This is a genomic window from Paenibacillus sp. F4, assembly GCF_002894905.1.
GTDB classification, from domain to species: Bacteria; Bacillota; Bacilli; order Paenibacillales; family Paenibacillaceae; genus Paenibacillus; species Paenibacillus polymyxa_B.
Genome location: NZ_POVS01000011.1, coordinates 197819 through 221100 on the forward strand (window position 1 = coordinate 197819; position 23282 = coordinate 221100).

A 23282-nucleotide genomic window follows, 5' to 3' on the forward strand; every position below is an offset into this window, starting at 1 on the left:
AACGTTAGCTGAAAGCTGAGCAGGGGTGCTTTTTTTGCGACAGGATTCAGGTATATTAGATACAGGGAATAAATGAACTGACTTTTTTATGAGAAAAATGAGGCAACATGAAAGGGAAGATTAATAATGAATCCAATACACGGAGTTAAAATTATGCTGGCAGATGATGAGCCTCATATTTTGCAATTTTTAGAGCTTGGACTGATTAATGAAGGATATGAAGTCAGAACCGCCGAGAACGGGAGTGAAGCGCTCGATTTGGCAAGAGAGTTTCGTCCGCATGTAGCGGTGCTGGATGTGATGATGCCGGAAATGAACGGTTTTGAGGTGTGCCAAAGTCTCAAGGAGACGGAGGATAACATCGCGGTTATTATGCTGACCGCCAAGGATGATGTAGACGATCGGGTAAAGGGTTTGAAAATTGGCGCGGATGACTATGTCGTGAAGCCCTTCAGTTTTAATGAGTTGTTGGCTCGCATTGAAGCGCGCTTGCGCAATCAGTTCCCCGATCTGCTAGGCGAAGTGGTTCACGGACCCTTTCAAGTGGATGATCGACGGAAGGAAATTCGTTATCAGAGTCAGGTGCTGGAGCTGTCGCCTACCGAATATGAACTATTGAAGTTTCTGGTGCTAAACCACGGGATTGTGCTGAGTAAAAGTCGTATACTGGACCGGGTATGGGGGTACGATTTTGGAGGCGAGGATAATATTGTTGAGGTGTACATTCGCTCCTTACGTGAAAAACTCAAAGACAAGGAGCACCGGGTCATTCGTACGCTGCGCGGTGTGGGATACCGGGTGGATCTGCTATGAAGGCGGGCGGGAAAAGCCGGAGAAAATATGCACTCCGTTCTCTCCGGTCCCAGCTTTTAGCCAGAACGTTACTCATTTTGGCTTTACTGCTCGTATTAATTGGTTTTCTACAATATTTTCTAATGAAAGATTTTCTGTATCGCAGTCGGGCAGAAGCTATGGATACGCAGCTGAATTCAATTCCTGCCGATTTATTGATTAAGGATTCACAGGAGCAGAGTGGGGTAACCGCTCCCCAAGAACAAAGCAATCGGAGGAATAATCGACCGGGGCCGTTTTTGTTCTGGCCGGATATGTCGCTCGCTTCTGTAGATATAGATGGCACCTTCCAGAGCTTGTCCAACGAAAACGGGCTTAAGCCGCCACGTCTCACCACTGAGCAATATCATGCGATGCAGCAGAGCAAACGTATGCGTCACGGCTATCAATTAATCACGGATGCTCAGGGGAAAGAGCAACTGGTTGTATTCCGTCCGCTCGGTCCACCTGACCGTTCGTCCGGTTTACTTCAAATGGGCGTATCCACGAATTCTATGCAAGAGCAGTTGATTAACCAGCTTCGCACCTTTATTTTATTATCACTGATTGCGCTTGCGATTGGGTTGGCGCTTATGCTTCCTGTGCTGCGCCGCACGTTGGTACCCCTTTCCAGGATGGTCCAGGCAGTCAAACGTATCGATGCGGGCAATCTGGCCGAGCGCTTTGACGCAGAGCAGGGTCAGTATGAGGTGGATCGTTTGGCGGTTTCATTTAACGGGATGCTGGAACGGTTGGAGCATTCTTTTGCTGCCGAACGGGAATTGCAGATGCAGATGAGACGATTTATTGCGGATGCTTCCCATGAACTACGCACCCCGCTCACCTCTATTCACGGCTTCTTGGAAGTGCTGCTTCGTGGGGCAGCATCTAATCCGAAGCAGCTTCAGTCGGCACTAGAAAGTATGTATGGTGAATCCAAGCGGATGAATAAACTGGTCTCTGATTTACTATTGTTGGCTAAGCTGGATCGAACACCGGAGTTGAAGCTGGAAGACATATCACTAGATGCATTGCTGCTGGAAATGAAACCGCAACTCCTTATGCTGGCAGGTACACGTAAAGTGGTTTTTGATATGACGGCAGGTATACGGGTATTGGCAGAAGGGGATAAAATCAAGCAGGTAGTGCTCAACCTGTTTCACAATGCTGTTCAGCATACTGATATGGAAAGAGGTGTGATCCAGGTAAACCTGTCTGCAGGTAAGAAGTTGGTGAATATCCAAATTCGTGATAACGGACCAGGCATGAGTAAAGAACAGCTGGAGCGGATATTTGAGCGTTTTTATCGTGGAGATGAATCGCGTACACGTAGCTCAGGCGGGGCGGGCCTTGGTCTGGCCATTACACAGTCTATCGTGGAAGCACATGGCGGGAACATTACGGCCGAAAGCACACCGGGAACGGGAAGTGTATTCAAAGTTACGCTACCTTTAGCGGGAACAGTATAGTATTTAAGATTATGGCGTAACATAAAAATAGCCCCCCGTACCGCAGCTTTGGTTATAACACGGCTCGGGAGGCTTTTCTATTGTTAGTTAATCAGCGAAGCTTTTTGTAAAAGCACGTGAAGAACCTTGGCGGATGCCTCACGGGTTGTAGGTGCATTCGGCTGGAAGTAGGAGGAGCCTTTGATCGCTTCTCCGTTGATGATACCTGCTGCACTTACTTTTTCAATACTGTCCTTGGCATAGCCTGCAAAGGATGAAGCATCATGGTACGGTGTACGTGCAGGGCCATCGGCTGTAGCTTTGATTTGAAGCAGGTCTACAGCTTTACCCAGCACGACAGCAATTTCTTGACGACTGATATTAGCGTTCGGATCAAACTTGTCGCTGCTGCGGCCCGTAATCAATCCTGCTTCATAAGCGGCTGCTACATCGCCGGAGTACCAGCTACCTGCCGGGATATCACTGAATGGTGCAGCAGTACCCGGTGTCAGGCCGAGTGCTCGGGTTACCAGGGCTGCAAATTCTGCACGTGTCACGTTCTTTTTCGGTGAGAAAGTCGTGTCAGTCGTGCCGTTAATCAGCAACTTGTTCGCTAGCGATTGAATTTCCGATTGGGCATACGACGATGAAATATCTTCAAAGCTAACGGGACGTGTCGCCGCTGCATACGTCGAGAAGCCCGGACGGCTTACCTTGACGACGGTAGATCCATCAGCCTGCTTGGTGAAGACGGATGGAACGGGATAGACATTTCCATTTGCCGTATAGAGTACACCGGCTGTATTGGAATCAATTTGACCAGGTACGGTAAAGGATCTGCTAATAAACTGTCCTGGAGCAACTTTGAGCGATTGACTCTTGCCACCAGTGACAACATTAGCTTCAAACCCTACCGGGGTGCCGATCACATTGGAGCCTTTCAGCTTACTTGTAAAAGTGCTGCTCGCCTCTGTCTGGCTGCTGATTACCACTTCAATGCCTGCACCAGCAGGAACATTTTTCAGAGCGGATACTGGCAAAGCCATAGAAGAGCCTGTATTGCTTACAATCAAGCTGCTTCCTGCCGCAGCCTTGCCCAACGTTACCAGTTGTGTGGAAGTGAGCGATGCCTTCGTCGTTTGGCCTGCTTGGCTAGTAGCCGACAGTACAATAGCTGTCGGGCTGGAACCTGCTGCTGTCACGGCAGCCTGCAAATCTGCATCGGTTACTGTCAGCGACTGTACATTATTGTTCAATGCAACGGCTGTAGTGATAGTTTTAACAGCCTGTCCTTGTTTCACAACGCTTTGAAGTGAAGGTGCAGATGTAGGGACAGGAGTGGATGTGTTCGTTGTAGCAGAAGGTGTAGTATTGCTTCTGCCGCCACCTCCACCACCTCCGCCTCCACCACTACCGCTAGATGCGGCGCTATTATCCACGCGAATAGCTTTAGTGGCGGTGAAGAGTTTAGGGCCGTCAGCATTGCGTACGACTTCGCCGTCTTTATTCAGTTCTGGAGAACTGACTTCCAGCTTGTATACGCCGTCCTTCAAATGCTGAATCACGGGCTGACCATTAGCATCCAGAACAGGTTTTCCCTTGTCATCTAATTCGACGTAACTTCCGTCAATATCCTTGAAGGAATATGCGCCTTGTTTGAGGCGAGCGTTGGCTCCTTGTTCTTTGGAAGTCGTAATGCCGTCAATAAGACCGATTAATTTATCATCTACGCCGTATACATAAAGCGCGATCTGGTTGGTTTTATCTGTGGTCAGGCGGAATGCCAAATCTGTTGAACGTTGAGCACCTGTACGACTCGGATAAATAATTGGGTTGGTGACACTCAAGTCCTGCAAGCCGAAGCCATTTGTAGGATTTTCTTTGCCCACATGAACGACGAAAGGCAGATGAAGTGTTGGCAGTCCGGCGCTTTTCAGAATAACTTCCCCTTCATATACACCTGTGGCTGCACCCGAATTTGGTTGTACAGACAGGAAGAACGGTTGCGATTTACCCGGTTCTGCCGAGATTGCTCCATTCGCGCCCACACCTTGCAACTGAACGGCAATGTTGCTCACGTCAGGTGTAGCAATCGGTTGAGTTGGATCAGAAGTTACATTATCATGTAAAACGGTGCTCGCTTCATATTGCACAGTGTTAGCCGACAAGTTTTTGAGTTGAAGCTGAATCTGCTTCGCATCACTACCAGGTCGTAACACCCCGAAGCTGGCGGAAGGATTATAATTTACAACCTCCTGCCGATTAAAGTTTTTGTCGAGAATCGTAATCTTTTCGACGGTTTCCAGCAGGGCTGGCGTCTGAATCGCATTAGCGATGTTTACAAGGCCTGCACCTTGGGAATACACATCATATTGGATTTTATCCTCATCAAAGAGTGTAATTGAAGTGTTGGCGAGCGCAGCGCGGATATCAAACGGTGTCCAGTTCGGATGCTGCTGCTTCAGCAGTACAGCAAGTCCAGCCACATGTGGAGACGCCATACTTGTACCGTTGCTACGTTTGTAAGCCTGCTCATAAGATGCATCTGGATAGAACTTGGCGAAAGCAGGGTAGGTTGATAAAATGCCAACACCTGGTGCGCTCACGTCTGGTTTGATACTGAGCAGTTCATCTCCGTTCGGTCCGCGGGAGCTGAAATCGGCCATGGTATTACCTGCATTATCTGTGCGAATATAGTCTGCTCCAAAGGAAACTGAGAACTTTTCTCCAGCGTTGTCTACGATTTGTTTAGCCAGTGCACGGCCTTCCTTACCTTTCATGTCAAAGGTTGGAATAAAGTCAAAGCTGTCACCCAAATTGGAATTAACGTAGTCATCGCGACCTGAAATACTTTCCCCTAAATCAGCTTTGGTGATGTCGCCCGCTTTTGTATTCCCATTAAATACGATAACAGCCTTCGCACCGTTTTTTTTCGCATTTGCGATTTTATCCACGAATGCCAAGTTGCCGCGTGAAACGAGGACGATTTTTCCTGCTACGTCTTTCCCTTCAAAATCATCAGGTTGTCCCAGATTCGCATATACGAGCTCATAAGGGGCAGTTCCCAAAATGGAGGCAAAGTCTTCTCTGCCCGTCTCCCAGCCCATCAAATTAAAATCATAATGTGCATAAGCATCATTAGTTACGGCCTTTTTCAATTCACCGTTAGCCTCCCAATAGGTGTCACGGGTGACCGAAGCTGTACCCGAGAAGCTTTTGCTCGGCGAAGTAGCTGCACCGACGGAAATCGCCAGCTGTGATGTTGCGGGAGAACCCATGGAATAAAAATAGGGGCCATCCTGTGCCGCATTACCATTCGCTATGACTGCGACTACGCCGGAAAGTACAGCATTATTAATAGCAATGGAATCCGGGGAGTTCGGGTCCTTTTCGGAATCCGAGCCCAGCGACAGGTTAATGACGTTCATACCATCTTTGACAGCGCGTTCAATCCCATCAATGACCTGTGCGGAGGAACCGGAGGAACGACCCGTCTTGGTATTGCGTCCAAGCACTTTATACACGTATAAGTCCGATTTATAGGCAATACCCTTTTGTACAATATCTGAGGATTTATTTGCGGCTTTACCGGCAATCGTGCCGGAGACGTGAGTACCATGTGTCGTTCCGCTAAAACCTGTGCCGTATGGGTCATTCTCTTTTTCAAGGAACGGTTCCTCGTAAGGGTCGTTGTCCTGTTCAAAAGAGTCATATCCGCCTTTATAGGCTTCTTTCAAATCCGGATGCTCATAATCGATACCGGTATCAATAACCCCGACCTTGATTCCCTCGCCATTCAATCCTTTGGCCCAGGCTTCAGGAACACCAATCTGGTCCAGCGGTGCGTTATCATAAGTGGCTTCACTGGCTGTAAGTGTTGGTGGGTCCTGTACGGGGATGGAATAATACGTTTTGTTTTCATGAATGGATTTTACGCCTGGCAGTTTAGCCAGTTTTGGAATCTTATTGGCCGGCAATGTGACCTCCAAGCCGTTAAGCACCGTGTTGTACTGGTAATTCACCTGGAGAGAAATACCATGCTCAGCGGCTTGGTCCACGAACGTAGTTTGCTCGGTGGCAATCGCGGATTCCGCTTTTTGCTCAGATTGAGCTGTGAAAGCTTGGACGCCTGTACGTGCCGCATATTTGTCTACGGCTAAGGGCTCACCATCAAGCTGTACGATGACTCTGACCTGGCGGGAAGAGTCTGTGCTTAGCTCTGGCGAAATGAAGGCCGGAGCCGCCTCAATAGTCAATGCTTGCTGAGCTTCCAAAAATGAGTTGAGCTGTAGATCTGCGGTAGCAGCAGAACTGACAGACGGCAGAGACAAGCTTACCGTCAAGGCAAGAGCGAGTGATACGACAGGTATTTTTTTCAAAATGATCGGCTTTTTCAAAGATTTCCCTCTTTTCAATCAAAATATGATATGTCTACATACTAGGATTTGAAGCCACTGCCGTTGTTCTCACGCCTCCCTTAATATCTAAAATAATAGAATTGACCACTGGTGACTAACTTGCCAGTTTTGAGGCATATCTTACCATATTGGTGGGATATATTACTATATGTTTTTTATATTTTTAGAAAAAATAAGGGTAACATTACATGTAGATTCCATGGAAATGTTATGAATTTACTAGATTATTTTTGAAAACAATCAAAGGGGAATGGGAGAATGCGAGATTTAATGATATAATCTGCATTGGAATTGTTGAGGTTTCACAATCATGTAAAATGCCTAAGGCAAAGGAGTCGATTATGTTGGCAAAAACGTTGATTTTCGGGCATAAAAATCCGGATACGGATACCATTTGCTCAGCTATTGCTTATGCAGACTTAAAAACCAAACTGGGCGCGGACGTAGAGCCGGTTCGTCTGGGCGAGGTGAACGGGGAAACGCAGTATGCACTGGATTATTTCAAAGTGAGCGCGCCACGTCTGGTTGAGCAGGTTGCTGCTGAAACGGACAACGTCATTCTGGTCGATCATAATGAACGCCAGCAAAGCGCCGCTGATATTGACAAGGTACGTGTAACTGAAGTCATCGACCATCACCGGATCGCTAACTTTGAAACAAGCCAGCCGTTATACTTCCGCGCTGAGCCGGTGGGTTGCACAGCCACCATTTTGAACAAGCTCTACAAGGAAAATGGTATAGCGATTCCGAAAGAAATCGCAGGTCTAATGTTGTCCGCGATTATTTCCGATTCCCTGTTGTTTAAATCCCCAACTTGCACGGATCAAGACGTAGCTGCTGCTCGTGAACTGGCTGAAATTGCTGGTGTAGATGCAGATCGTTACGGTTTTGACTTGCTTAAAGCGGGAGCTGATTTGAGTGGTCATACCATTGAACAGTTAGTAAGTCTGGATGCCAAAGAATTTCAGATGAATGGTCGCAAAGTGGAAATTGCTCAAGTGAACGCAGTAGACGTCAACGATGTGCTATCGCGTCAAGCTGACCTAGAAGCTGCATTATCCCAAACCATTGAGGCCAAAAATCTCGATCTGTTCCTGTTCGTTGTAACAGACATCGTGAACAGTGATTCCATTGGTATTGCCCTGGGAAGCCAAGCACAAGCGGTTGAGAAAGCCTATAATGTTCAGTTGGACGACAATAAGGCTGTTCTAAAAGGCGTTGTATCGCGCAAATCGCAAATTGTGCCTGTATTGACTGACGCTTTTAATAGCTTGTAATGATAAATAATAAGCCTCCTGAACCCGACTGCATAATGGCAGTGGAAGCAGGGGGCTTATTTTTATTTCTTCAGTTCTGCCAGGACATCTTCGATGCGGAATTCAAATGCCAATTTCAACTGATCGCTCATCAGGCGCCAGGCGTTTTCAGCTACAGCGAGATCGCCGCTATGAGTAAAGGCATGTGCGGCACCCATGTATTTTTTATACTTCACGGGGACATCTGCTTCAATCAGCCGTTTGGCATACAACTCGGCTTCGTCAGCCAAGGAGTCCAACTCCGCGGTTATGATCAGAGCAGGAGGGAGATTATGTAGTGATTCTGCAAAAATGGGGGAAACCAACGGATTTCGCGCCTCATCTGGTGAGTTCAGATAACTTTCATTAAAGATTTTTGCTACTCGTGGCGGAATCCCCTTCTCGAATTGGGGCTTCAATTTGGGATCTGTAGCAATATCCAGTGGTGGGTAATCCAGTACCTGATATACAATCGGAAATTCCTTGCGCTCCCGGGCCATAAGACACAGCGCTGCCGCTAGATTGCCACCCGCACTGTGTCCCCCAACCGCAATGCGTTGAGGATCTACGTTAAGCACATCAGGATGCTCGTACAACCATTGGGTCACATCATAGCTTTCCTGTAGTGGGATAGGGAATTTATGTTCCGGGGCCAAGCGATAATCAACATTAACGACGACGCAATTCGCACGTTCAGCAATGACCGGGCACCAGGGATCATCCATTTCGGCGCTGCCCATTACAAAACCGCTGCCATGGAAATTAACGAATACAGGGAGTGGATCAGCAGACCGGTGAGAAGGTTCATATACAATCACCCTGGAGTCACCAACAGAGGTGGGGATGATCCTTTCTTTCCGATGTACTTTGGGAGAATGCGAAGGTTTGAAATCGGACGCAGCTACCATTCTGCCAGCCGATATGCGGGCGAGTTTGACGAACAGTTTTTGTCTCAGTCTTCGCACCATTTTTCTCTCTCCTCTCTGGAGTCGGTTAGACGCGAACCTTTAACATCTTCAAACGCAGAACGTACACGTGACAAATAGGTTTGGAACTGACAGATTTCCGACTCACTAAAGTCTGACATCAGACGTGAAGCCAGCCCTAGGAAAAAGGGATCCATCTGTTGAATTTTACTTCTTCCTTTATCGTTCAGGGACACGAACACTCCCCGCTTGTCATTGGGATCGTCATATTTATTAATGAATCCCTCTTGTTCGAGAGAAATAACCATAGAACTGATTGCTGCCCGGCTTACACCCATCTTATCAGCCAAAGCAGAAGGAGATGACATTTCATCTCTTTGCGCTGAAAGTACACAAAGCGCGATATATTGCCCGTAGGAGAGACCAAATTCACGTGAACGTTTTTCCATATTTTTTCGTATTTCATACGTTATGGAAAATAAATCCACCAAAACACCAATCGGTTTATTGCCACCTGGAAAGAGATTATAGGCCAGTTGACGAATTTCGGAGTCCAAAAAAAAGAACATGCGATCCACCTCGATGTAGTTAATTAGTTAACTGTAATTTAATTAACCACTGGTTGCAATGATTTATACAAACTTTGTTCCGCATTTTTTAAAAATATATCTGTAAAACGTCATATCCAGGGGCCGATACACTGATCGAGGCCCTGATTCACAAAGGCTTGTATGGAGGGCTGGCGCAGGGTACGTCCTTCTTGCCATCGCCACTCACTATATTGAACCTTGGCGGTATACATGGGTTGCACCCAAAATGCGTCTTGATGCCGATCCGGTTTATTGCTAAAAGGTCGCTCCGATATGGTATGTGGCAGCAGGCGCTCGGTAAGCTGACGCCAATCTTCCCGAGTCAGCTTACCCGTACCCACATGCCCGATATAGCGCAGCATTCCTTGTTTATCATATTGGCCCAGCAACACAGCGTTGATAATGCCTCCGTTCAGGGTATAGCCACCGATAACGGCAATGATATCGCCATAATTTTTGACTTTGACCCATCGTCCGTCTTTTCCGCCCAATGTGTACGGACTATCCAGCTTTTTACACACAATGCCTTCCATTCCTTGGCTGCACATGACCTGAAATAGAGCTTGTCCATCAGGATGAGCGGGAGCCAGTTGAATCCGTTCATTCGGTATGATGATCTGATGCAGCAGTTCAAGCCTTTCCTGTAACGGTTTAAGATGAACCCACTCCCCGTTCAGATAAACAATATCAAACAACATGTAAGTAGCGGGTACAGCTTCATAGGCTGACTGAATTCGATCCGTCCGACGAATCAGATCCCGTCGCATAATTTCATGGAACGATGGCTTACCGTCGGCACCGAGTGCGATCATTTCCCCGTCCAATATGACCGAATCAGCCTTACAGTAGGAGGGGAAGAGAGCAAGCTCCGGGTATAAAAGCGTTCGTTCATGCTGTTTGCGGTTGAACAGGCGTGTGCTGCCCTGGTCGTGATACGTCAAAATTCTCGTACCGTCCCATTTTATTTCATAACGCCAAAGGCCCGGATCTACAGGTACTTTTTCGCTCAGTTCCGGCTCAAACGGGATGACAGGTTTTAATTCCGTACGCAACGCAGCACCTCCCTTGCCTTAATTGGAATAAATATAGTGTCGACGATAGATCCTATTTTATGTATGTAATGTTTCGCTGATTCCTAAATAGGGGAATGATAAGGATATCTAGCGTCGGCATGAAGTGATTGCAGTAATTCGTTAGCATGGAGTTGTAACGGGATTTTCTTCAGTCAGAAAGGGGATTGGTTTCATGAGACAAATTCGCGAGGAGGACCATGCAGTAGTCATGGTGGATGATGGACAAGTAGTTGCAGAAGTAGGCTATAAATCCATAGATGACCACTCTTTGGTCATTGACCATACATTTGTATCCGAGCAGTTACGGGGTCAAAAAATCGGCAAGGAGCTCATCGACCGAGTGGTTGATATGGCAAGGAATCAGCATAAAAAGGTTATCCCTGCTTGCTCGTACGCGCTTGCTCTGTTCAAGCGCCATCAGGAATACAGTGACGTATGGCAGCAATGAATATGGATCATCAAGGCTGCTTAATTGCATAACCGATACAACACCGGAGCGGGTAATCAGACCTTCCCGGTGTTTTTTTGTGTGCATAAAGCTTGTAAAATCAATGCATTCTACCGTTGATATAGGGAAGTAAAGGGCTATTTTCAAATGTTGAAGCATATTTTCTGACAGATGGCTGTGAAATTGTTCATACTGTTGTCACTTCACAGGCTGTCCATGAGTTCTATATAATATATTATGGTTATGACTACAACAGTAACGAAAACCTGAATTTAACGAAGGAGACGCTCATGATGAATAAAGCGAGTGAGGACAAGCAGTACGTTCCAACGAGCAATCGTAATTTTACAGCCTTGATTATCACCGTTTCCATTATAGCCAACGTGATTATTTTGCTGCTGTTCTTTTCGCCGATCGGATACCAGGGTAGTGTGAGTTTTGATCTCACTATTTTCCCAAGGCTGAATGCGATTTTTAACAGCTTCACATTTATTTTTCTGGTGGCTGCACTGGTTGCTATTTTCAAAAAGAACATTAAGCTTCATAAAACCTTTGTTTTGCTGGCCTTCGCCAGTACCGTTTTATTTTTATTTTCCTACCTGACCTTTCACTACATTTCGCCGGAAACTGCAAAATATGGTGGGGTGGGTATCCTTCGGCCGATCTACTTTACGCTGTTGATTTCGCATAGCATACTGGCTGCGATTATTGTACCGCTAGCACTGTTCACGGTTGTATGGGGATGGACGATGCAGGTAGCAAAACATCGTAAGATTGCGCGCTGGACGATGCCAATTTGGCTATATGTGAGCTTGACCGGGGTACTGGTGTACGTTTTCATGGCCCCATACTATTAATAGATGTAACCCTTTGATGGGTTGATTTAGGGAAATGGCGTCTCTGCTGAAGAGGCGTCTTTTTTGTATCCAATAAAAGAAAAATTATTCCTTCTAAATTTATTTTATTAAAAAAACGTTCCTTCTATAACGGTATTTCTGCTATAATTTGCCTTAATCAACTAAGAACAAGGGGGTCACCATGTGACAAAGAAAGCGAAAGGCAGGTTACGGTTGCTTGTATCTATGCTGGCGCTGGTTGTACTGCTGAGCAGCTGCGGTGGTGGAGGATCAAAGTCGGAAAAGGTAGACGGAGGGAAAGTAACACTGCAATTTTGGACTATTGCACTACAACCTACATTTACCCCGTATTTCAATCGGGTGATTGCCGATTATGAGCAGAAGAACCCCAATGTCAAAATCGATTGGAAGGATTACCCTTATGACGCAGTAACCAACAAGCTGTTGACAAGTATCGCTAGCAACAGCAGTCCGGATGTAGTCAATCTCAATACAGAATTTGCTAGTCAAATGGGCTCCAAGGGTGCTGTTGTTGATATGAATGAGCATTTGTCGCCCGAGGAAAAGGCTGCTTATTTCGAGGGTATTTATAATTCCACCGTTATTAACGGTAAAGCTTATGCGCTACCTTGGTATACCGGTACAGAAGTGCTTTACATGAATACAAAGCTGGTCAAAGCCGCGGGGTTGGACCCTGCTCATCCGCCCAAAACTCGGGAGGAATTGTCTGAGTGGGGCCGTCAGATCAATAGAAAAATTGGCAAAGCAGGCTATGCGCAGCAACTTGTATCCAAGCTTTTCGCTGTGGACGGCATTCCTATTCTAAATAAAGAAAAGACAGCAGCGGCGTTCAATACACCAGAGGCAGTCACTATGATTGATAATCTAAAAAAACAGATGGAAGATGGCGTTGTACTCAAGGAAGACGCTGAATTCTCACAACAAGTGAAATATTATGCCGGCGAGCAGGTTGCTTTCGAGCTGGCAGGCCCGACGTTCATCAATTTTATCAAAACGGCAGCGCCGGACGTTTATAAGAACACAATTGCTGTCCCTGTCCCAACCGGTAAAGCTGATGTGCGGCTCTCCAATTCCATGGACCTGGTCGTACCTGCTAAGTCTGCACATGTGGACGAAGCAGTGAAATTTGCTGTTTTCTTGACAAACGCAGAGAGTCAAACAGCTTTTTCTAAAGCGGCGAATACACTACCTTCCACAAAAGACTCCATTAAAGATCCATATTTTACTCAGTCTGACCAATCATTAGAAGCACAAGCCAAGGTAGTATCTGCGCAAAGCTTGGATAAGGCGACAGATTATATGGTCGGTGTGCCTAATGCCAAAGATGTGAACAGTGCCATCGCGCGAGCTTTACAAAATATTGTATTGAACGGCACGGATACGAAGCAGACGCTTACTGCTCTGGAGCAGGAAGTGAACGATATTTTAAAGCAATAGGTTTGACAGGGGGGTAAGTGAATACTCCCCTGTTCATTTATCAAAATCAGGTGGTGATGCAGCATGATCAAATGGTTGAGGTCGGAGTCCTTTACGGCCTGGGCCTTTATGACGCCGGGACTGTTATTGCTTGCCGTCTTTGTATTTTGGCCTATTATTTACAGCATTCCGCTGGCATTGACGGACTACTCTGTCATATCAGATACCCATTTTGTCGGCTTCGATAATTTTGAAGCGGCGTTTAAGGACCGTAACTTTCTTGTTTCGATTTGGAACTCATTGTTGTACGTGCTCATTGTCCCCTTTCTTCAAATTTTCTCCATCCTGATGGCTGTGCTTGTGAATAGCCGTATCCCGGGAATTAAAATATTTCGTACGACCTACTACATCCCTGTTGTGACTTCGATGGTAGCGGTAGCCTTAATTTGGAGCTGGCTGTTGGGCAATAACAGCGTAGTGAACTACTTGCTCATGCAGGTCGGCTTGATTAGCAAAGACATACACTGGTTATCAGACAGCAACTTGGCCTTGTATGTACTAATGTTCATCACAATGTGGAAGGGACTCGGGTATTATATGATGCTCTATCTGGCTGGATTACAAAATATTCCTCAAGATCTGTACGAAGCCGCTAGAGTCGACGGAGCAAGCCGATGGCGTCTGATTGTTCATATTACTCTTCCACTGCTGAGACCCTACGTTCTGTTCTGTACCCTTATATCGCTCATGTCAGCTATTCGCGTATTTGATGAAGTGTATGTACTAACCAAGGGTGGACCGGGAACGGCCACGTTGACATCCAGCTTGTATATTTTTCAAAAGGGCATGGAGCAGTTTAATTTTGGATATGCTTCCGCGCTTGGCTTAATTGTCGGTGCAATGATTGCCGTACTTAGTATTATCGTATTCCGATTCAATAGGAAAGGCGGTGTCAATCCCTATTGATGAATCTAAAGGATGACAAAATGCTACGCTCGTCTCTTCCTAAAAAGGAAAGCAGCCGCATCATGCGCAGTCTTGCTCGAATGCTAAGAATGACGGTCATCTACGTGCTTCTAGTGCTACTCGCCCTCTTTTTAATGGGACCGTTCCTATGGCTGCTCAGCGTATCCCTCATGCCAGGCCGTAACATTTTTTCAACGCCGCCCGCTATTTTTCCGACCTTTATTGATTTCGACAACTATGTTCAGGTGTGGCAGTTCATGAATTTTCCAAAGTATATGCTGAATACGGTCATCATTACGGTGTTGGGCGTTGTGCTTAATGTGGTGCTCGCCAGTCTGACGGGATATCCCTTGGCTGTATTTCGTTTTAAGGGTAAAAATCTGGTGTTTACGCTGCTGATTGCCACGATGATTATTCCTTCCTACACCGCATTTATTGTGCACTATCTGACCATTCAAGGGCTCCATCTGGGCAATACATATTTGGGTGTGGTGTTGCCCGGCGCAGTCTCCGTGTTCAACATTTTTCTAATGCGACAGACGTTTATTCATATTCCCACCGATGTGCGTGATTCCGGTAAAATGGACGGCGCTTCGGAGTTCCGAATTTGGTGGCAGCTGGTGCTTCCGCTGGTCAAGCCGGCGCTCGCTGTAATTTCTCTATTGGAGGCGATGTCGTTCTGGAACAGCTTTCTGTGGCCTATCGTTATTTTGAACGATACGGAGCTATATCCGCTGGCAGCTGCGCTTACGTATCTCAACGGTCAATTTGCTTATAACTTCGGCTGGATTGCTGCAGGCACAATGATTTCGGTACTGCCGATCATTATATTGTTCCTGTTCACACAGCGCTACTATATGGAAGGATTGGCGGGAGCGGTAAAAGGATAAGCCAGTAGTCACGGCTACGAAGAGCCTGTTAAGGGAAGGAGACGATTGCGATGAAATTGTCCAAAGGAATGGGGCTTCATTCGGGTGTAGGGCTATCACCGCAGGAGATACAATATTATTTTCGTGATGTGTATGACAGCGGGGAAAGGCTGGTTATCTCCGAACCGCGTCTGATCTGTGAACTGTCCTCTCGCTTTGCAATGAATCAGGAGTATGAAGGTGTGCTGGACCCCGAGGGACCGATCAAGCTCATTGTACCTCCAGGACCGGGTGTACCGACTGAAACACGGGGAAGCGTACAGTTGGTGCTCGAATATGACGGAATGCTTGCTGCAGATGGATATCGGTTGGACATTCAGAAGGACGGGCGGATTGAAATCCATGCTTCCAATAAAAGAGGGCTCAAATACGGCATGGATGCCCTGCATCTCCTGCTTCAAGTGGAACAGGAGCGATGTACTCTGCCGGTGATGTCTATTCGGGATGAGCCTTCCTTCCCGGTCAGAGGAATTATTGAGGGCTTCTATGGGAAACCGTGGAGTTTCGCGGATCGGCTGGATGCCGTCCGTTTTATGGCTGCGCATCGGATGAACACGTTCATGTATGCCCCCAAGGATGATCCATATCATCGTGAGCTATGGAGAGAGCCGTACCCAGAGGATACGTTTGCCCAGATTTGCGAATTGAAGGAAGCCTGCGAACGGCATGAGATTGATTTTCATTACTGTATCAGTCCAGGGAACGACCTGAGCTTTGGCAGCGATGAAGATTTCCTCAAATTGACGGAAAAGCTGGCGGCCGTGATTGCGATTGGCGTACGTCATTTTTCTGTATTAATGGATGACATTGACTACGTACTCAAAGGGGAAAATCGACATTTGCTGGGCCGATCGGGTCACGCTCATGTCTTTTTGACGAACAAGGTTCACACATGGCTGGCTGAACGGCTGCCTGAGTTTACACTGACAGTCTGTCCTTCGGAATATTGGTCGTATTGGGATACCGAATACAAAAAGGATTTCCGTGAGCGGCTGCATCCGGAGATTAAGGTGTTCTGGACGGGGTACTTTGTTTTTGCCCCACAGATTAGTCGAGAGCACGCCGCTGATAATCATGCATTCTTCGGGCATGAGCTGTGGCTGTGGGATAACATCCCGGTGAATGATTGTGACCATGATCGGTTATTCCTTGATCCGCTGCGCGGACGGTATTCCGGACTACCGGACTGCGGACATACCGGTATGGTGGCCAACCCGATGAATCAGTGGGAATGCTCCAAAGTGACGCTCATTACGATGTCCCACTATATGTGGAACAGTGAACGGTATATGCCTGAGCTATCTTGGCAATGGGCTGCGCGGGAGTTAGCGGGAGAGCGTGCGGATGAACTGATGTTTTTCTGTCGTCAAAACAGGAACAGCCGACTAGGCGGCAACACGTATGAGGACGTGGACCTAGCTTTGAAAATGCGCGATATCCCTGCGCTGGATATGTACTTTGAGCGGCTGCTTCAGGCGGTGAGCGTCCTGCGGAACGTGCCTGCCGATGATCTAGCCGCAGGGTTCGTGTCCCAGGCTGCACCGTGGCTGGAACGAGCCGAGCTGGATGCGGGCCTGTGGCAGGTGTTGCGTCAAGCCGCGCTCAGCAGCGAGCGACAGGACGATGCACAGTCGGGGGAGAGCAGCACGCCGAGCGAAGCAGTTGACGGGCAAGAGCCGTCGCCTCTGACGGACGAAATCGCAGGAAAACTGCGACGCGGTATCACTGCTTGCTTAGAAGCGGAGGCTCGGCTGGGTAGCAATCCGGCGATCCGTGCTGCCGCGCAGTGGGGTTATGTCGATCAGGACGAACAAGGCAAATATCGACTGATCTTGTGAGTATTTGCGTTGGATTAAGAAACCAAGGCAGCATAGCTGCCCTGAAAATAATCATTTGCCGTTAGGATAACGGTAATTTTCAGGAGAGGTGGAACGTATGGTGAAGCCAAACACCCGATTACTTTTTATACCGCTGGATGAGCGGCCCTGTAATTATCAATTTCCTTATTTACTGGCACAGGGCACAGACTTGGAAATGGAGCGACCCCCATTAGAATGGATGGGACAAAAGAAAACCCCTGGCGATACGACCAGACTATGGGCATGGCTCGAAGAACGCGCGGCTACTGCTGATGGAGCCATTGTGGCGATGGATACGTTGCTGTACGGAGGAATCGTACCTTCTCGATTACACGGTATGTCGAGCGAGCAGGTCAGAGATAGAGTGAATCGGCTTCGCAGGCTAAAGCAACTATATCCGCAACTGACTCTGTATGCATTTCAACTAATTATGCGTTGTCCACAATACTCTTTGGCTGATGAAGAACCGGATTACTATGCCGATTGGGGGCGTGAGATATTCCGAAAGGGCTTCATTGAGCATCGTCAGGAGCTGGGGATCGCTACCGCAGAAGAGTTGCTCGAATTAACTGATATTAAAGAGCGTTTGCCAATGGAAATACTGGATGATTACCTGGGGCGTCGCCATGTGAATTTGGAGGCTAATGAAGTTGCACTGGATCTCGTAGCAGAAGGTATCATTGATTTTATGATTATCCCACAGGATGATTCGGCTCCCTACGGCTATACCGCCAAGGATCAGCAGCGGCTAAGAAGTCGTATTTCTGAGCTTGGGCTGGATTTGAATGTATACATGTACCCGGGGGCAGATGAAGTGGGTTGTACGTTGCTAGCTCGTTGGGTTAACAAGATGAATAATGTAGTCCCACTGGTGTATCCTCGATTGTCTGCTTTGCAGGGGGCATTCGTAGTTCCGCTTTTTGAAGATCGCTATTTTTACGAAACCTTAAAATATCAGATTATGGCGGCAGGTGGGCTGATAGCTTCCTCAGCAACGGAGGCTGATTTGATTTTGTTGGCTAACACACCCGGTGACACGATGGCAGAAGCTTCATCCCAGCAGCGTGCAATGACGGGATATGATGTACATCGGAATGTGGTAGAGCTGGTTGAGTACGGTTCTTATATGCTGCAATATGCAGGTCAAAATGTTGCAATTGCTGATGTGGGCTACGCCAACGGCGCAGATCTCAAGCTAATTAGACTATTGAAGCAAAAAGGACTGCTTTTTAAGCTGGCAGGTTATGCAGGCTGGAATACCAGTTCTAACACGCTGGGCACCGTCATTGCCCAGTCTATGCTGTATACCTACTATGGCTCTACGGAGGAACATTTGGATTTTCTGTCGCTGCGCTACGCCGAGGATGCCTGTTATTGCGCTGTGGTACGTACGGCTATGAATAACGGGATTGTGGAGCAGATGGGTTTTACCAAGTTTATGCTCGATGGACCGAGAGGCTCGGTAGCTGCGGTTATTCGCGGACGGCTGGAGCAGGCGCTCAATGAATATGTGAACGGGCCGGAAGGCCACGTGGAAATTACAGATTGCTACATGCCGTGGAACCGCACCTTTGAAGTCGGATTAACCGTACGGCATCATGCCGATAAGAGAGGGTGATTCCTATGGGAATGGAAGGTGTATTATCCAAAGTTCAGCACGGACTGATCGTATCCTGTCAGGCGCTACCAGGCGAACCGTTGCATGGAGCAGATTCTATGGTCAAAATGGCGCTTGCCGCACAGCAGGGTGGAGCTGTAGCGATTCGCGCCAATGGCGCATCGGATGTACGTGCGATTAAACAGGCAATTTCTCTACCAGTCATTGGCTTGATTAAGCGGGATTATGATGATTCTGATATTTACATTACGCCTACCCTTCGTGAAATGGAGGAACTGGTGGAGGCAGGCGCAGATATCATTGCGCTAGATGCCACATTACGACCGCGCCCAGCGGGATGCAAGCTGAAGAGGCTCATAGATTATGCCCATGAGCAGGGAGTCACTTCCATGGCAGACATATCGACACTGGAGGAGGCGCTTCATGCGGCCTCCCTTGGCGCAGACTGCGTATCCACCACGTTATCCGGGTATACGCCGTATTCTACTCAGATTGAGGGTCCTGATCTGGAGCTGGTTCGGAGAGCGTCAGAACTGGTTCCCGTTCCTTTAATTGCAGAGGGCAAAATCTATGATCCAGCGCAGGTTGAGGAAGCATTCCGAATGGGAGCACATGCAGTGGTTGTAGGCTCGGCGATTACCAGACCCCAATTGATTACGCAGCGGTTTGCCGATGCCGCAAGGAAGGCAGTGAAATGCATCTATGGAGATGAACGACCGAATTAACACGTATTATCCTTCATTAACGAAATCGGAGCAGAAAGTCGCCTTGTGCGTACTGGATCATCCCGCAGACATCATATATTTCTCCGTGACAGAGCTTGCGGATTTTGCAGGTACAGGCGAAACGACCGTCATGCGCTTTTGCCGGAAGATTGGTTTCAAGGGTTATCAGGATTTCCGACTGTCCCTGGCGCAAAACCAGACTTATCGTAAAACCGATATGGGCGAGGAGAACATCGACCCAGATGACGAACAAGATATTACGCGTACGGTGTATCACAACATGCTCGATATTTTGCACTCCAGTATGGGACTGCTGGACCATTCAGAGCTTGGTCGTGCGATTGCGTGTCTCGATCAAGCGGGCTATGTTCAATTTTTCGGCGTAGGTGCTTCGGGGATTTCCGCGCAGGACGCTAAAAACCGTTTCTTACGGATCGGGCGCCGCGCCGAGGCCGTAGCAGACGGACATATTCAGTCGATGATGGCGGTGTCCATGAACCCGGGTGATGTGGCTATCGGCATCAGTGTATCAGGAAGTACGCTGGATACGAACGATATGCTGCACAAAGCCAAGCAAAACGGTGCAACTGTTATTGCAATTACGAATTATGCGAAATCACCCATTACCTCCATTGCAGATATCGTGTTGCTGACCGCAGGTAAGGAAGCGCCGATAGAAGGTGGTTCAATCGGCGCTAAAATCTCACAACTATTCGTGATTGACCTCATCTGCGAAGGGCTTGCTCGCAAACACACGAATCACACCAAACAGATGAAGGAAAAAACAGCGAGGGCCGTTATTGAACGAAGCTATTGAGATTTTTTAGTTATGGATTGAAAAACGGTGCGCTCCGACAGTTCAATGACTTGTGTTTGTGGTGCTTATGAATGGCTATTTCATGTATTGCTATTAATAGAAGGTTTGTACAAAGAGCTAGTAAGCTTTTATGTGGGGTAATAAGGAGGTTGGTGTGGTGGCAGTTGCTGTGAACAGAGTCATTGGAATCGACATTGGGGGCACATCGGTGAAGGCCGCCATAGTGGCACAGGACGGATCGGTGCTTGATGAAATCCGGCTGGATACGGATGCTTCCCGTGGACGTGAATGGGTATTGTCGCGGGTGTCAGAATCTGTGCTCGGACTGTTGCGTTCTTTTGGAGATACCAGCATGGATGCCCATATAGATGTGGGTGCTCTAGGCATTGCTACTGCTGGCAGAGTAAATGTGGAGAGCGGCGAAGTTGTGTATGCCACAGATAACCTACTTGGCTGGCAAGGTACATCCTTAGTAACGTGGGCTAGAGAAAAACTGGCTTTACGAGCGGTTGCTGATAATGATGCGAACGCCGCTTTACTTGGAGAAGCGTGGCAGGGAGCGGGGAAGGGCAAGCGACGCTTGGTGATGCTCACGTTGGGAACAGGTGTCGGAGGTGCATATATGGAAAATGGCCTCTTGTGCAGAGGGGTTCATTGGAGCGGCGGTGATTGGGGGCACAGTATTCTATTTCCCGGAGGACACCCCTGTAATTGCGGAAAAAAAGGGTGCGCCGAGCAATATGTATCGGGGAGCGCCCTGTTACGTCGAGGTAGGGAACACGTCGGTAAATTGTACCGCTCGGGGAACGAGATTGTGAAAGAGGCCGCTCACGGTAACCAGGAAGCAATCCAGGTGCTGGATGATTACACCGCAGATTTAGCTGTGCTTCTGGCTAACATCGCAGTGACTCTTGATCCTGAGGGGATCATTGTAGGCGGAGGAGTAGCGGACACGGGAGAGGTCTGGTGGCCCATGCTGGAAAAGCATCTGCACCAATTTGGAGTTCAAACGGAAGTAAGTCGGGCATTGTTGGGCAATCGCGCTGGAATCATCGGCGCTGCACGGCTTGCCTTCGAAATGACCGAGTCCTAGTACAAGAATGAAAGGGGAACGAACCATGACGCAAAAACGGCTTGATACCGACATTGTTGTGATTGGCGGAGGTCTGGGGGGGACATCGGCAGCTCTTGCGGCGGCGAAGGCTGGCATGAGAGTCATCGTGACAGAGGAGACGGACTGGTTAGGGGGGCAGTTAACTTCACAGGCGGTTCCCCCAGATGAGCATCGATGGATCGAACAATTTGGTTGCACAGCAACATACCGTGAGTTCCGTAATCGTGTACGTGACTATTACCGTCAGAACTATCCGTTAACCGAAGAAGCTCGAAATAATCCCATTCTCAACCCTGGGAACGGTTGGGTAAGCCGTCTGGCCCATGAACCACGGGTAGCTCTGCGGGTGCTTGAAGATATGCTCGCTCCCTATTTGAATACGGGGCGCGTTCATGTATACTATCACACCGTGCCTATTGCCGTTCAGACGGATGGGGACTGTATTACTTCTGTAACTATCCGTACCTCGAGTAGCGCTGATCATAAGTGTGGATTTAGAGTGCTGCACGGAACGTTTTATCTGGATGCGACAGAGTGTGGTGATCTCCTTCCAATGGCGGGCGTGGAGCATACGAGTGGGGCGGAGTCGCGGGCTGCTACGGGTGAACCTCATGCACTGGAGTGTGCTAACCCTTTCGATATGCAATCTATCACACATGTGGCTGCCGTAGACTATATTCCCCGGGAAAGCTTCATTATAGAGCGGCCGCAACAATATGATTTCTGGAGCAATTATATTCCTTCCTTTTCCCGTTTTCCGATTTTGAGCTGGTTTGCTACAGACGCGGATGATACCAGTAAACTAAAACAGTTCACATTGTTTCCTAACGATCAGGGCATTGTATCCTTATGGGATTATCGTCGTATTGTAGATCCCTCGATATGGAGCGAACCGCTAAATGATGGTGAGGTAACTCTTTTAAACTGGGCGCAAAATGATTATTACGTAGGGCCATTGATCGGTGTCACCGCTCAGGAGCAGGCAAAACACCGAGAAGGAGCGCGTGAGTTGACTCGTTCATTAATATATTGGCTTCAAACCGAAGCGCCCCGGTTAGATGGAGGGTTCGGCTATCCGGGAATTCGACCAAGGGGTGATATTCTCGGCACATCTGACGGTCTGGCTAAAACGGCTTATATTCGCGAGTCACGCCGAATTCAGGCCAAGTATATGATATCTGAGTTTGATGTAAGTCGTGAGCTTCGGGGGGAAGAGGGGCCAAAGCGATATACAGACAGTGTAGGTGTAGGTAGCTATCATTTGGATCTTCATCCAACTACGGTATCTCAGCGAACATTCTACATCCCTAACTATCCCTATGAAATTCCATTGGGCTCACTTATTCCGGTGAGAGTGCGCAATTTACTTCCTGCCTGCAAAAATATAGGGATGACCCAAATAGCCAATGGCTGTTATCGATTGCATCCTACAGAATGGAATATAGGAGAATCAGCGGGAAGCCTGGCGGCTTACTGTGTCTCCAACGAAGTATATCCCATTGAAGTGAGCCGATCAGCAGAGCATCTTGGATGTTTTCAAAATGTTCTTCTTCGCCAAGGTGTGGAACTGCACTGGCCTGCAGAGGTATTTATGCCAGAGGAAGTCATCAGCTAATGAAGGGGCAACTAGCCCCTCGACTGATTTAAATGAGCTGGAAGATGAGTGGGTTTATTCTAAAATAAAAAAAACAAAAAAAGTGCTTGCTAAGTTGCTGGGGTTTATGATATATTATTTGAGCTGACAACAAAACAGCAGTTTCAAAAGCAAAAAGCTTGGGCGAAACGATCTTAAAAAAAATAACCCTTGCATTTTTGAGATGAACATGATATGATCTTATAGCTGCTGAAAAACGCAGCGAAAGAGAAATGTTTGATCTTTGAAAACTGAACAACGAGTGAGTAAAACGATTTTGTTCGCAAAATCAAACAAG

At 47.7% G+C, this 23282-nt stretch carries 18 protein-coding genes; 14 read left to right on the forward strand and 4 right to left on the reverse strand.

Annotated features, from left to right (window positions below):
* The first annotated feature begins 126 nt into the window (after window positions 1–126).
* Window positions 127–813 carry a response regulator transcription factor gene (locus tag C1T21_RS12380; RefSeq protein WP_061830691.1) on the forward strand — a complete coding sequence of 229 codons (687 nt, stop codon included), beginning with the start codon at window positions 127–129 and terminating at the stop codon, window positions 811–813.
* Window positions 810–2300, forward strand: coding sequence for a sensor histidine kinase (locus C1T21_RS12385; protein WP_103048475.1), 1491 nt, complete (start codon window positions 810–812; stop codon window positions 2298–2300). Before C1T21_RS12380 ends, C1T21_RS12385 begins: the two co-directional genes overlap by 4 nt.
* 83 nt (window positions 2301–2383) lie before the next feature.
* On the opposite strand, the gene C1T21_RS12390 is transcribed toward C1T21_RS12385, so the two are convergent.
* A complete protein-coding gene (locus C1T21_RS12390; protein WP_103048476.1) occupies window positions 2384–6676 on the reverse strand; it encodes a S8 family serine peptidase in 4293 nt (1430 codons plus the stop codon).
* Window positions 6677–7041: 365 nt separating this feature from the next.
* Between C1T21_RS12390 and C1T21_RS12395 the strand changes: the two genes are divergently transcribed.
* Window positions 7042–7974 (forward strand): manganese-dependent inorganic pyrophosphatase, encoded by a 933-nt coding sequence (locus tag C1T21_RS12395; RefSeq protein ID WP_061830773.1) that lies wholly within the window; start codon window positions 7042–7044, stop codon window positions 7972–7974.
* 62 nt (window positions 7975–8036) lie between these two features.
* On the opposite strand, the gene C1T21_RS12400 is transcribed toward C1T21_RS12395, so the two are convergent.
* From C1T21_RS12400 to C1T21_RS12410, 3 genes are all read right to left on the reverse strand, one after another.
* Window positions 8037–8960: an alpha/beta hydrolase gene (locus tag C1T21_RS12400; protein ID WP_103048477.1), complete on the reverse strand. Its 924-nt coding sequence runs from the start codon at window positions 8958–8960 to the stop codon at window positions 8037–8039.
* Window positions 8945–9487: a MarR family winged helix-turn-helix transcriptional regulator gene (locus C1T21_RS12405; protein WP_061830683.1), complete on the reverse strand. Its 543-nt coding sequence runs from the start codon at window positions 9485–9487 to the stop codon at window positions 8945–8947. Before C1T21_RS12405 ends, C1T21_RS12400 begins: the two co-directional genes overlap by 16 nt.
* Before the next feature lie 110 nt (window positions 9488–9597).
* Entirely contained in the window at window positions 9598–10560 is a 963-nt protein-coding gene (locus tag C1T21_RS12410; protein ID WP_103048478.1) for an ATP-dependent DNA ligase, read from the reverse strand.
* A gap of 193 nt (window positions 10561–10753) precedes the next feature.
* On the opposite strand from C1T21_RS12410, the gene C1T21_RS12415 reads away from it, so the two are divergent.
* The 11 genes from C1T21_RS12415 (at window position 10754) to C1T21_RS12465 (ending at window position 22966) form a co-directional block, all read left to right on the forward strand.
* Window positions 10754–11029, forward strand: coding sequence for a GNAT family N-acetyltransferase (locus tag C1T21_RS12415; RefSeq protein WP_013308402.1), 276 nt, complete (start codon window positions 10754–10756; stop codon window positions 11027–11029).
* 290 nt (window positions 11030–11319) lie between these two features.
* On the forward strand, window positions 11320–11886 hold the full coding sequence (locus C1T21_RS12420; RefSeq protein ID WP_013308403.1) for a DUF420 domain-containing protein: 567 nt from the start codon (window positions 11320–11322) through the stop codon (window positions 11884–11886).
* Window positions 11887–12069: 183 nt separating this feature from the next.
* A complete protein-coding gene (locus C1T21_RS12425; RefSeq protein WP_103048479.1) occupies window positions 12070–13344 on the forward strand; it encodes an ABC transporter substrate-binding protein in 1275 nt (424 codons plus the stop codon).
* Window positions 13345–13407: 63 nt separating this feature from the next.
* Window positions 13408–14289 (forward strand): carbohydrate ABC transporter permease, encoded by an 882-nt coding sequence (locus tag C1T21_RS12430; protein ID WP_103048480.1) that lies wholly within the window; start codon window positions 13408–13410, stop codon window positions 14287–14289.
* Window positions 14289–15179 carry a carbohydrate ABC transporter permease gene (locus tag C1T21_RS12435; protein WP_023986649.1) on the forward strand — a complete coding sequence of 297 codons (891 nt, stop codon included), beginning with the start codon at window positions 14289–14291 and terminating at the stop codon, window positions 15177–15179. The genes C1T21_RS12430 and C1T21_RS12435 overlap by 1 nt, the downstream gene beginning before the upstream one ends.
* A 50-nt stretch (window positions 15180–15229) precedes the next feature.
* The gene (locus C1T21_RS12440; protein ID WP_103048481.1) at window positions 15230–17056 is read left to right on the forward strand and encodes a protein O-GlcNAcase; all 1827 of its coding nucleotides are present in this window, start codon (window positions 15230–15232) and stop codon (window positions 17054–17056) included.
* Window positions 17057–17153: 97 nt separating this feature from the next.
* The gene (locus C1T21_RS12445) at window positions 17154–18695 is read left to right on the forward strand and encodes a DUF4127 family protein (RefSeq protein WP_103048482.1); all 1542 of its coding nucleotides are present in this window, start codon (window positions 17154–17156) and stop codon (window positions 18693–18695) included.
* Window positions 18696–18700: 5 nt separating this feature from the next.
* The gene (locus tag C1T21_RS12450; RefSeq protein ID WP_103048483.1) at window positions 18701–19420 is read left to right on the forward strand and encodes an N-acetylmannosamine-6-phosphate 2-epimerase; all 720 of its coding nucleotides are present in this window, start codon (window positions 18701–18703) and stop codon (window positions 19418–19420) included.
* Window positions 19398–20237, forward strand: coding sequence for a MurR/RpiR family transcriptional regulator (locus C1T21_RS12455; protein ID WP_103048484.1), 840 nt, complete (start codon window positions 19398–19400; stop codon window positions 20235–20237). Before C1T21_RS12450 ends, C1T21_RS12455 begins: the two co-directional genes overlap by 23 nt.
* Window positions 20238–20367: 130 nt before the next feature.
* The gene (locus tag C1T21_RS12460) at window positions 20368–21330 is read left to right on the forward strand and encodes an ROK family protein (protein ID WP_103048485.1); all 963 of its coding nucleotides are present in this window, start codon (window positions 20368–20370) and stop codon (window positions 21328–21330) included.
* 25 nt (window positions 21331–21355) lie between these two features.
* Window positions 21356–22966: an FAD-dependent oxidoreductase gene (locus C1T21_RS12465; protein WP_103048486.1), complete on the forward strand. Its 1611-nt coding sequence runs from the start codon at window positions 21356–21358 to the stop codon at window positions 22964–22966.
* Window positions 22967–23282: the final 316 nt, after the last annotated feature.